Origin of the sequence: Segatella salivae DSM 15606 (assembly GCF_000185845.1) — a bacterium.
GTDB classification, from domain to species: Bacteria; Bacteroidota; Bacteroidia; order Bacteroidales; family Bacteroidaceae; genus Prevotella; species Prevotella salivae.
Window position 1 is genome coordinate 1,134,041 of record NZ_GL629647.1, and the last position, 11,004, is coordinate 1,145,044.

General features: G+C 38.0%; 9 protein-coding genes. 2 read left to right on the forward strand and 7 right to left on the reverse strand.

Annotated features, from left to right (window positions below):
- A partial coding sequence (locus HMPREF9420_RS04695) for a tyrosine-type recombinase/integrase (protein ID WP_007134316.1) occupies positions 1-1,089 on the forward strand: 1,089 nt, incomplete at its 5' end.
- Positions 1,090-1,837: 748 nt separating this feature from the next.
- On the opposite strand, the gene HMPREF9420_RS04705 is transcribed toward HMPREF9420_RS04695, so the two are convergent.
- The 6 genes from HMPREF9420_RS04705 to HMPREF9420_RS04725 form a co-directional block, all read right to left on the reverse strand.
- The gene (locus HMPREF9420_RS04705; protein WP_007134318.1) at positions 1,838-2,317 is read right to left on the reverse strand and encodes a hypothetical protein; all 480 of its coding nucleotides are present in this window, start codon (positions 2,315-2,317) and stop codon (positions 1,838-1,840) included.
- A 15-nt stretch (positions 2,318-2,332) separates the two neighbouring features.
- Complete coding sequence (locus tag HMPREF9420_RS04710; protein ID WP_044078769.1) at positions 2,333-4,531, reverse strand: peptidase domain-containing ABC transporter; 2,199 nt, start codon at positions 4,529-4,531, stop codon at positions 2,333-2,335.
- A 1-nt stretch (position 4,532) separates the two neighbouring features.
- Positions 4,533-6,836, reverse strand: a complete 2,304-nt coding sequence (locus tag HMPREF9420_RS04715) for a TonB-dependent receptor (RefSeq protein ID WP_169309691.1) — start codon at positions 6,834-6,836, stop codon at positions 4,533-4,535.
- A gap of 24 nt (positions 6,837-6,860) precedes the next feature.
- Entirely contained in the window at positions 6,861-8,162 is a 1,302-nt protein-coding gene (locus HMPREF9420_RS04720; protein WP_007134321.1) for a radical SAM protein, read from the reverse strand.
- An 86-nt stretch (positions 8,163-8,248) separates the two neighbouring features.
- On the reverse strand, positions 8,249-8,443 hold the full coding sequence (locus HMPREF9420_RS13875) for a hypothetical protein (protein ID WP_147625616.1): 195 nt from the start codon (positions 8,441-8,443) through the stop codon (positions 8,249-8,251).
- Between the two features lie 199 nt (positions 8,444-8,642).
- The gene (locus tag HMPREF9420_RS04725) at positions 8,643-9,272 is read right to left on the reverse strand and encodes a hypothetical protein (RefSeq protein WP_007134323.1); all 630 of its coding nucleotides are present in this window, start codon (positions 9,270-9,272) and stop codon (positions 8,643-8,645) included.
- 190 nt (positions 9,273-9,462) lie between these two features.
- Between HMPREF9420_RS04725 and HMPREF9420_RS04730 the strand changes: the two genes are divergently transcribed.
- Complete coding sequence (locus HMPREF9420_RS04730; protein WP_007134325.1) at positions 9,463-10,218, forward strand: helix-turn-helix domain-containing protein; 756 nt, start codon at positions 9,463-9,465, stop codon at positions 10,216-10,218.
- A 15-nt stretch (positions 10,219-10,233) separates the two neighbouring features.
- Here the strand turns inward: HMPREF9420_RS04730 and HMPREF9420_RS04735 are convergent, their stop codons facing one another.
- Positions 10,234-10,983: a ThiF family adenylyltransferase gene (locus HMPREF9420_RS04735; RefSeq protein WP_044079097.1), complete on the reverse strand. Its 750-nt coding sequence runs from the start codon at positions 10,981-10,983 to the stop codon at positions 10,234-10,236.
- Positions 10,984-11,004: the final 21 nt, after the last annotated feature.

Sequence of the window (11,004 nt, forward strand, 5' to 3'; positions counted from 1 at the left end):
AGGAAAACAAACCTTCGCCTGCAATCATTCAGAGAACAAGTAGAAAAGACCTATCAGGAACTGCTCCTAAAAGACGGGGTGATAAGTGCTGAACTGCTTAAAAACAGATTGCAAGGCATAGCAACTTCTCCCACCACTTTGTTGGAGCTTAGCAATACAGAACTACAATCGGTAAAGGAAGGTGTGGGCAAATCAAAGGCAGAAGGTACATACACTAACCTTTGCTATGCTAACGGGATGCTGTGCGAGTTTATAAAGGACTTAGGTAGTACGGATATAGAAATCCGAAGTATAACGGAGGAACTGTTTGAAGAATACCGCTTCTTTCTTAAAAAGAAAGGATTGAAAGGCTCTACCATCAACAATTATCTTTGTTGGCTGAGCCGTTTGATGTTCCGTGCAGTAAGTCAGCGCATCATTCGTTATAACCCATTTGAACATGCGGAATATGAAAAGGTGGAAAAGGCAATTCGTTTTCTTAGCAAGAGTGATGTGAAAAAACTGATGGCTATGAAGATGTGGGATAGCGATGCCAAACTTGCAAGGCGGATGTTTATCTTCTCCTGCTTCACAGGTTTAGCTATTGCAGATATGGAACACTTGAAGTTTGGGCATATCAAGAGCGCAGCGGACGGGCAGATGTATATAAGAAAGGAGCGTCAGAAGACCAAGGTGGAGTTCATTGTGCCGTTACACCCCATTGTCAAGACGATTATCGAGCAGCAAAGGCAACTAAAAGCGGTGAAAGAAGAAAGCAATAACACGAATATGGATAATCGTCTTATCTTTCAACCCTGTTGCAGCAGAAGTGTGTTAGCAGCGAAGTTAAGCATAGTAGGCAAGGCTTGTGGTATCAAGCAACGTCTGTGCTATCACATGGGAAGACATACCTTCGGAACGATGTGTCTAAGTGCAGGTATTCCCATTGAGAGCATCGCCAAGATGATGGGACACGCATCAATTGCAAGTACGCAGATTTATGCGCAGGTAACGGACTGCAAGATGTCGGAAGATATGGACAGGCTTATTGCCAAGCATAAGTGTACTAATGAGATAATGGAAAAGGCAGCATATAAAACAATAGTGTAAGGTTAGAGAGGAAAGTGAACTTTCAGGCATTACAAAATGATAACAGATAATCAATGAAAGAGGTGTAAATATGAAAGCAAAGCATCATCAAAAGGACGACCAAAGAAAGTCAGAGTGTAATCAGTCCGATGACAATATAAGAAAAGCTATCGAGCGAAGTTTTTTGAGTGGACTAACAGTATGTGTGTTATTTATCAAGGCAAGGGAGAGGTTGCTATGACGGAGGGCGAACTAGCAAAGTTTTTCGGAGTTAGTTGGCAAAAAGTTAATCACAAGGTCAGGCTTATAAAACAGACTATGTGCTTAAAGTATTATGAGATAGAAGCAGGTAATGCTACCAGCAACATAAGTAAGCAGGGGGATAGCGTGGAGAGTTATGCGCCACTCTGCCCCTTGCCCATTATCATCGCCCTTTCCTTTCATCTTAACAGCGTAGAGGCAGGTATGTTTAGGAAATATCTCTGCCAAAGGCTGCAATCTCCTGCGCCAACATTCATTCCTATTATTGTTGATACAGGTGGCACACGGGGGTGCTGAGTGGCAGTTATACAGACTACTGATTATATCCTTTTTCTTTCACTGTTATATCTTACTACATAACTACATTAAAGGTAAAGCAGTGAAAGATAAAGGATTAATGAGTAGTTGGGCTATTATCAAAATTATACTACATAGTAACTACATTTAACCTCCTACTTTCACCGCTTAGGTATTCTTATTATAATAAGAGAGAGAACGTTTAAGGGTATTATATGCTGCCTGTTATCCTATGGATTATCCTTTGCAGTACGCTTTCTTGGCTAACAAGAATAGACGCACTGCCAATCATTCCCTTGATGAGTGGATATTTACAGCTTGCTATCTTCACTTGTGCAGTGAACATACTGCCCTCATTTGTTTGATGAGGAGTATGTGATGTGGTTACTATTGTGCTACCAGCTACTCCGTAGTTTTCGGCATTGTAACCCTCAAACTCTATATTGGCTGTCATTCCGTTTTCTATCGTATTGACATACCTGTAAGGAATGATTAGTGTGCCTTGACGGGTATTTGTCATTTGTACCTTTGCACTGATGGTTTCTGGATAGGGGATAAAGTATGCACCTGCCAATAATCCTAAAATCACGATAGTAATAATTGTGATACCATAACGCACGATGCCTGAAGGAATTTTGCCAATTATATGTCTTACCTTCTCGCTGCGGAGTTCTATTTTGCTGTCTGCCATAGTGTTTCTCTATTATTAGTTGCCCAATTCTAACTGATTTTTCACGAGGTTATAGTATGCACCACGCTTTGCCGTGAGTGATTCGTGATTGCCAATTTCCACCACTTTGCCTTTATCCAGTACCACTATCTGGTCGGCATTCTTTACTGTACTTAGTCGGTGCGCTACGATAACCACAGTCTTGCCCTTGTAGAACTCATCAAGATGTTCTACAATCATACGTTCGTTGTTGGCATCGAGCGAGTTGGTGGCTTCGTCAAGGAAGATATAATCTGGATTCTTATATACGGCTCTTGCTATTAGGATACGCTGTTTCTGTCCTTGACTCAAGCCCACACCATCGCGCCCAATCTTGGTATTATACTTTAACGGTAGCCCCAGTACATAATCGTGAATACAGGCAATCTCGGCAGCTTTCTGCAATCGCTCCTTATCAATTTCCCCATCATCCACGGCAATGTTGCGAGCTATCGACTCGGAGAAGATAACACCGTCCTGCATTACCACTCCACACTGCTTGCGCCACCATTTTTTGTTGAGCGTATTTACATCTGTTCCACCGATATTGATTTGTCCGCCCAATACGGGATAATAACCCAACATCAATTTAATAAGTGTTGTCTTTCCACTGCCCGATGCTCCCACAATAGCTGTTACTTTGCCCTTGGGGATGGTCAGACTTACATCATCTATAATTGTTTTCAAAGCGTGTGGGTCGTACTTGAAGTTTACATCTTTAAGGTCTATTCCCTTGTTTTCTTCTTTCACTGCAGTTTCCAAGCCTTGCTTACCGTTCTCATCATCCATACGGTGGATTTCGTTGATACGTTCAAGACTAATTTTTACATCTTGCACAGAATAGAAGAAACTCATTAACTGTTCCACGGGAGAATTGAGCTGACCGATGATATATTGCACGGCAAGCATCATACCGAGTGTGAGTTGTCCGTGAATCACGGCAGTAGCTGCCACTACGGTAATGACGATATTCTTTAGTTCGTTGATAAAGATGCTACCCGCCTCTTGCGTCTGTTGGAGTTTGAGCGACTTCATTTGTACTCCAAAGAGGTCTGCCTGCACGTCCTCCCATTCCCAGCGTCTGCGCTGCTCGCAGTCTTGGAGCTTTATCTCCTGCATGGAGGTGATAAACTCGTAGGTCTTGTTGTTGTTGATGGCTTGCTGCTCAAAGAGTTCATAATCCAGAACCTTTCTGCGTCTAAGGAAGAGCGCAAGCCAACCACCATAAAGCAAGCTGCCCACCATAAAGATGGTAAAGATGAGCCAATTGTAAGAAAGCAATACGATGCTAAATACCACAAAGGTAAAGAGCGAAAACACGATACTGAGTGTCTGTTGCGTTAAGAAAGTGTTTACACGGCTATGGTCGCCCATACGTTGCATAAGGTCGCCCATCAATTTGGTATCGAAGAACGACATGGGTAGCTTTAAGAGCTTGATGAAGAAGTCGCTAACCAAAGAGATGTTGATACGCAAAGAGATATGCAGTAAGAGCCAACGGCGGATAAAGTCGATGGCTGTACGGCTCACGGTAAGGACAAGTTGCCCTAAGAGTATCAACCAAATAAATCCAATGTTTTGGTTCTTGATACCTACATCTACAATGGCTTGCGTGAGGAAAGGCAGGATAAGTTGCAAAAGGCTGCCTACGAGCAACCCCAAGACAATCTGTCCGAAATATTTTCGGTATTGTTTGATATAGCCAAATAGGAACTTAAATGAGCGTTCCTCTGTTGGCTGTTCATCTGTCTGCTTTTCATAAAAAGCTGGTGTGGGTTCCAAGAACATGGCAATCCCTTTCTCTTCACCGCCCGACTGAGTACTAATCCAGTGCTTCTTAAATTCTTCAAGCGAGTATTTCACAAGTCCTTTCCCGGGGTCTGCAATGTAGAAATTCTTACCTTTCTTAACCTTATACAGAACCACAAAATGGTTTTGATTCCAATGGAGGATGCAGGGAGAAGAAATTTTCTTTATTCCTTTAATGTTAACTTTTCCACAATTACTTTCTAGTCCTAAAGCAAAAGCTGTATCTCTGATGCTGAGCATAGAAACGCCCTCTGTCGTTGTATTACACAGACCGGAGAGATAATTTGTGGAATACTTTTTATGATAGTATTCACAGATCATCTGTAAGCATGCTACACCGCATTGCATAGAATCATATTGCAAGATGTTAGGAAAGGATGTTGTCATTTTATCGTATATCTTTTATCTCATTGTATTCTTGATTACCTGTAATTTTCTTAATTGTAGAATGCTTACCTCTCTCGAAAGTCCATTTTACGGAGAGTCCTATATATGGAAATGCGGTGGTATTATCATAGGTAGTCTTAAATAAATCAGTCTGTCTGGAGTATCTGCGTCCTTTTCCTGCAAGTCCAAACGACAACCCTAATTCTAATTTATCTTTGAAAAGTTCTTTATAGATATTTCCCGTAACATTATAGACGGTATAATAAACACGGTCTAAGTTCCTAAATGTTGGTTCTAACATTATGTTCAACATACCACCCCATCCTGATGGGAGGTTGAAACTATTATAAAGAGTATAATATTGTCGAAATCTATTCTTGTCATATTTTATACCATCTAAAGTTATATCCTCTACATGCAATTCTAATTTACCCATGGCTTTCATCATCCAACATTTCAAAGGGTGTAGATTTAGCTCCACATTCATTCCATACGCATTTATCCCATCAAGATTAACAGGGCGAGTGTAAAGGTAATTTTTATTCTCCGAACTATTTTCGGTTTGCCAATAGATATTATTATTAGAATGCATATAGACACCTGTTACTCCAAGTAAACTTTTAAAGAAAGAGAAAGAAACCATCAACATATCATTCGTTGGAGCTTTCAAAGATGGGTTTCCCACTGAATAATTCGAGGCATTCGACCATCTAATCGTTGATGATATTGCTGAATATGGAATGTTCTCTAATATATGCTTAAAAGCAAGACGAAAGATACTGCTTCCGTTTTTATTTAATGGAGCCATTAAACTAATCGAGGGACTTAATCCTCTTTGTATGTTCTTGGAAATTACAGAGGATTTGTTATCGCTATATGAAATATGATTTATTTGCCAATTTATACCAAAAGCATATTTTAATTTCTTGAATGCTCCTGCCAACTGGATATAGACGTAAGGGGTAAAGCCATTGACCTTCGTTCTACTGTTGCTTATGAAAAATTTGTTAGTAAGATAGTTTACTATTATTGGCGTAAAATGCTGATTCACATACTGAACAGCACCACCATAAGTCAGTAGATTTCTACCTATGGGTTGAGTGAAATCTAATGAAGTTTTCCAAAGATTATTATTTTGCTTGTCAGCTGCTCCTACGCTTTCTACGCTATTTCCCAGATAATTTGTAGCTGTATTTGCGTGCCTGTTATAGTAATCTATCGTCAAATCTACCAAAATTTTACTCTTACCGAGAGGAGTTAAATACTTTGTTGTTACTTCTTGTTCAACCACTCGTTTGTAAGTTCTTATATTTATGTTATTATCGTCATCATAAGTATTTAAGTGTGAATGGTTGTGGTTGGCTGAGATATAGTAACTAAAACTCAAAGACGATTGTTTGTTAAGTTGTTGAGTAAGGCTCAATCGATTAGAGAAACTATAGCCTCTATTATAGTCTCTTTCACAACTCTGCTTCTCAATGCCCGACAATTTATTATAAAGAAATTGTTTACCAGTCTCTTTATACTGATACCAAGGCAGTGATAAATTATCATAAATATGCAGATCCTTGTATCTATAGTACATCGTTCCTCCTAAATTTTCTTCATCTATACAGTTCCCCTTGTGTGCGGTTCCCTCCGCGGACAAACTACCGTAATAGTTCCTATCGGCTATTTTCCTTAATGAGATATTGATAACTCCTCCACCAGTAGAGGCATTGGTGTTACTTCCTGCAAGGTAATCAACCTTCACAGAGCCTATCATATTGGCTGGAAACTTATTAAGTTCTTCTTGCGAGGTTATTTTAATTCCATTTACATATATTTCGCTAACAGGAAGTCCATTAATGTTGATAACTCCGTTTTCTTTAGTTATTCCTGGGAGGAATATCAAAGCATCAGCTGTTTTCTTTCCTTTCAAGATAGGAGAGTCAGTTAAGTTTACAGAGTACCCTTTCGTGTTTTGTACGAACCTTGAAGCCGATATAGTAATGCCATCCAAATTAACCGCTTTTGGAGATAGCGTAATCTTCATGGGGGTATTATCTACCTGCTTGATTTGGAAAGCATCTTCATACGACATATGAGATACTCTCACAATCACGATTTTGTTTTCGCCAGGAACCTTAACCTTGAATTGTCCATCTGCCAGTGTTATACAACCGCCTACCAGCGTAGAATCAGTAGAAGTTAAGATGGCTACCGATGCAAACTCTACAGGCTTTCCTTGATAATCTAAGACATATCCTTCTACTTCCTGTGCATACATAACACCATTGAAGGATAGCATTATTACTAAAAACAAAAAAACAAACTTTTCTCATCAATATCAGGTATTTGCAATTTTGAAATTCATAATGTCATAAAAATACTTTCGGATATTAGTTTCTGCATTTTCTCTAAAGGCAACATTAGAACATTTATTTTCCCCTACTTCTCTCTTTCTTTGAACACATTCTGTGCATATAGGAAGTAAGTGACATGCCTGACAACATTCTGCCACATACATATTCTCCCAACGTTCTTTATTAGTTCCATAGCAAATGTTTCCATCATGAGAAAGTGAGCCTATTTTATTATCCACATTAAAATCACGAGCTGTACATTTATAAATATCGCCATTATAATTGATAACAAGGTTATGTACATAGTCAGCATAACAGTGTTGTACGCTTGATCCCAAATAAGTATTTATATTTGATTGAAACTTAAACTGAGTGAGTTGCGATTTTAATTGAGAAACCTTAACTTTTAAATTATCGTCTTCTTCCTCTTGCCAAACTTTATGAAAAGAAAACCTTAGATTCCTACAATTATGATATGCTTCAAAGTCTTTCACAACATCATAAAAAGATAGGATATTTTCTTTTGTATAGTTGCACCGTATGGTTGTAAACAACCGCTTTTCTATCGCATAAAATAAATTATGCAATACTCTATCGTACGTTCCTGTGCCATCTTTGTAATATTTAATCTTATCATGAAAACCTTTCCCCCCATCAAAAGCTACCTGTATACTAACCCAATTGCTTAATTTTATCAAATCGTCCACAACATTAGGAGTTAAGCATATGCCATTGGTAGTAAAGTTAACTTGAAATTTCTTATTATACTTATTGCATAATTCGCTACATTTTTTAATCAAAGGGTGTACAATTTTCTTATAATAAAGTAGTGGTTCGCCTCCAAAAAAAGCTAATTGAAAAGTCCTTAATGTTGAAGAACTAATTACCCTTTCTAAGTACATTATGACATATGATAGTGTATCCTTAGACATTAAACTACCCTTTAAATGGCTTTCATAACAATACCAGCATCTTAGATTACAATCCAAGGTTGGGTTTATGGTTATTCTTACATAATCGTCTGACTGCAATTTAGAATTAATCTCATCTACACAATTTTTCATTTCATCAAGCGCAGATAACACTATAAAACCACACTTAATAAGTAACTCGTAAAGGCTTGGATGAATTTCCTTTAAAGATTCTATATTATGACGTCTTTCTATGATTATAGGTTTAAGACGCATATCTAATGTTAGTAATTTATTTTTTTGGTAATTGTATAGATAGACTTGTTCCTTTTGAATTGGCGAATCTATTAATACATTAAACAAACTCCACTTCATATATTTTTTATAAGTAATAATAATATTTATATATTCAGATTGTGACCATACTTATGATAGTCACAATCTGAAATGTTATAAAGAACTTAAACGTGACATCCCTTGCAAGTTCCCGTGCAATTTGTATTGGTATCACCCCATCCACCACCTAAACAATTTCCGTTAGATGCCAAAAAATCACTTGGGGAACCGCTTTCCGTATTGGTGTTATTTTTACAAACACCTCCATGGAGTATACCTAATTCATCCTCTCTTAACTCTGAAAATAAATCTTCTTTCATAATTTCATTTTTATTTATTTTGTCTACTCTTATAGATTTTCGACTTCTTCTCCTTTTTTATTACAGTGAGGTCTGTTTTATAATCTTGTCGACTTGATTATCTTTTTGATGTTGCAAATATATTTATATCTCCAAATTATATCGTTACACTTTTGTGTAATTCTGAATTTGTTGTCTGAAATATTACACAAAAGTGTAATCATGCTGCCTTGCAAAGTTCACCATACTTGGAAAAGAAGCCCTTGATACCTCTTTTGCTGGAACATACAGGAACGGTTTCGGATGTCAGGTAGTCGATGGATTTTCCAATTTGGCGTGTACCAAATCCCAACACCTTCATTACTTTCAATAGTTTGCTGTCAATCTCTGCAATCATATAGCTGTACTTGTCCTCCACTATCGGCTTTACTGCCAATGCCATTAGCCGCTTGAACAATGTCAATGTGGATATTCCTGCTCCCGTTGCAACCGCAAAGCGTCCGATATGCCAAAAACTATATTTACTTTCCCTATGGATAGCATTCAGTGGGTTTATCCCATATATTTTCTCGATAGGAAGAGTCTTGTGCTTATCCCAATGAAAGCTCCTGATGCAGCCAATCATATTCCCAAAGGAATCCCTTGCAATATAGATATGAGATTTGTTGTCATACAAATATTCCTCTTCCTCAAACACTGATTTGATGTCTTCATTTACTTCTTTCTCTGTAAATGAAGATAAGTGATGAGAGTAATTCTCCCTGACCACAAACTGTGCTATTTCCAACAGACTCGTTTTGTCTGCCATGAAGATAGCATAGTCCTTAAATGTTGCAATCTGTTTTTCCATAATGCTTTTTGTTTCTTGATTTATACGGCAAAAATACTTCCTATGCGAATATCATCTATTACACTTTTGTGTAATTTGGCATCTTCCTCTTTGTTTTTTACACTTTTGTGTAATCTTTTTGCGGTATTCCGCATTAAAAATGTACTTTTGTAGTGAAACATATCAGAGAATCTTAACACGTTTAGCATATATGACAGACATAAAAGATTTCTTTATAGCATCGAACACCGTGCGCAACGCACCTGACTATGATTCCAATGTACTCTCTACATTGGTGCAAACCGTAGAAGCTTTTGCTCGTGTTACCTATCAGAGTGTTTACTTGATAGACTATTACAGGCAGGAATTTCTTTATGTGTTGGACAACCCTTTGTTTCTTTGTGGGCATACGGCAAAGGAGGTGAAGGAATTAGGGTACAGCTTTTACTTGGAGCATGTGCCAGAGGACGAACAAAAAATGCTTGTTGAGTTAAATAGCAGTGGGTTTAAGTTCTTTGAGACTTTCGATATAGTTGATAAGTATAAATGCTCTATGTCATATCACTTTCATTTGAATAGTGGAACAAAGAGGAAACTAATAAATCACCAACTTACTCCAATATTGTTGACCGATGAAGGTAAAATATGGATTGGTATGTGTGTTGTATCACTTTCTTCACATAAAACAGCGGGACATGTAGAGTTTCATAAAAGTGGATTAAGCAAATATTGGAAATATTCTTTTGAAGGACATAGATGGAAAGAGTGTGAGGGAGTTGTCCTAAAAGAAGAGGAACTTGAGGTACTTAGATTATCAGCAGCTGGATTTACTATGAATGAAATAGCCGAGAGAATGTATCGTTCTTTAGATTCTATTAAAACATATAAACGCCACGCCTTTGAGAGGTTGGGCGTGGCGAATATAACAGAAGCTATTTCAAGGGCAGAATTAAATAAATTGTTTTAGTAATTCTCATTTTTCCTATTGTAGAAGTGAGGAGAAATAAAATTTAGGAAAATAGTTTACAGCCTTTCCTGTCGCTAGATTGTACATAGCAGTGGTACATAAACCTGCTGCAATCCAAGAAGCAATGGAGAGTTGTGGCGGTGGCAGTGTATTACTTTCTTCTTTGTACTGCCCTACTATCTTGTCTAGCCATTCTTTAGGCTGATTCCAAAAGGCGCCGTGCCCAGTAACGTATTCTGCAACTTTTAGTTCAAATCCTTTGGGATTGTCTGATAATTCAGAAAGGGAATGTCCCAACGGATCTACCACAGTAACAAAGCCAGCCCAACCAAAGTTGTATGGGTGCAGTACGGGAATTCTTCTTTCTTTGCAAATCCTATCAAAGACAAAAGGCGTATCGTCCTTAAAGTCCAATGCATTGATGGCTACATTATGCCCATTCAGCATCTCTTCGATGTTATCAGGGTTAAGGAACTCAGTATGGTAATCTATCTGCGCGTCAGGATTGATACTGTGCAAACGCTCTGCCAAACATTCCGCCTTGTATCTGCCAATATCTTTCTCCGTATAGTTCTGCCTGTTCAGGTTGCTTTCCTCAACCTTATCACCGTCAACAATGGTAATATGTTCAAAACCAAATCGCAAAGCACATTCTGCCACGATACTACCGATACCAGCACCACCAAGGAATATTTTATAATCCTTAATCATACTTTGTTCGTTTTCACTCACGTAGAGTCTGTTTCTACTATATCTTTCTTCCATAACTGATAATTTATTTTTTGC

Bases quoted from the DNA above. Each gene is read 5' to 3' on its own strand.
- HMPREF9420_RS04730 (WP_007134325.1), top strand. From the start codon at position 9,463: ATGACAGACATAAAAGATTTCTTTATAGCATCGAACACCGTGCGCAAC.
- HMPREF9420_RS04735 (WP_044079097.1), bottom strand. From the start codon at position 10,983: ATGGAAGAAAGATATAGTAGAAACAGACTCTACGTGAGTGAAAACGAA.
- HMPREF9420_RS04705 (WP_007134318.1), bottom strand. From the start codon at position 2,317: ATGGCAGACAGCAAAATAGAACTCCGCAGCGAGAAGGTAAGACATATA.
- HMPREF9420_RS04710 (WP_044078769.1), bottom strand. From the start codon at position 4,531: ATGACAACATCCTTTCCTAACATCTTGCAATATGATTCTATGCAATGC.
- HMPREF9420_RS04725 (WP_007134323.1), bottom strand. From the start codon at position 9,272: ATGGAAAAACAGATTGCAACATTTAAGGACTATGCTATCTTCATGGCA.
- HMPREF9420_RS04720 (WP_007134321.1), bottom strand. From the start codon at position 8,162: ATGAAGTGGAGTTTGTTTAATGTATTAATAGATTCGCCAATTCAAAAG.
- HMPREF9420_RS13875 (WP_147625616.1), bottom strand. From the start codon at position 8,443: ATGAAAGAAGATTTATTTTCAGAGTTAAGAGAGGATGAATTAGGTATA.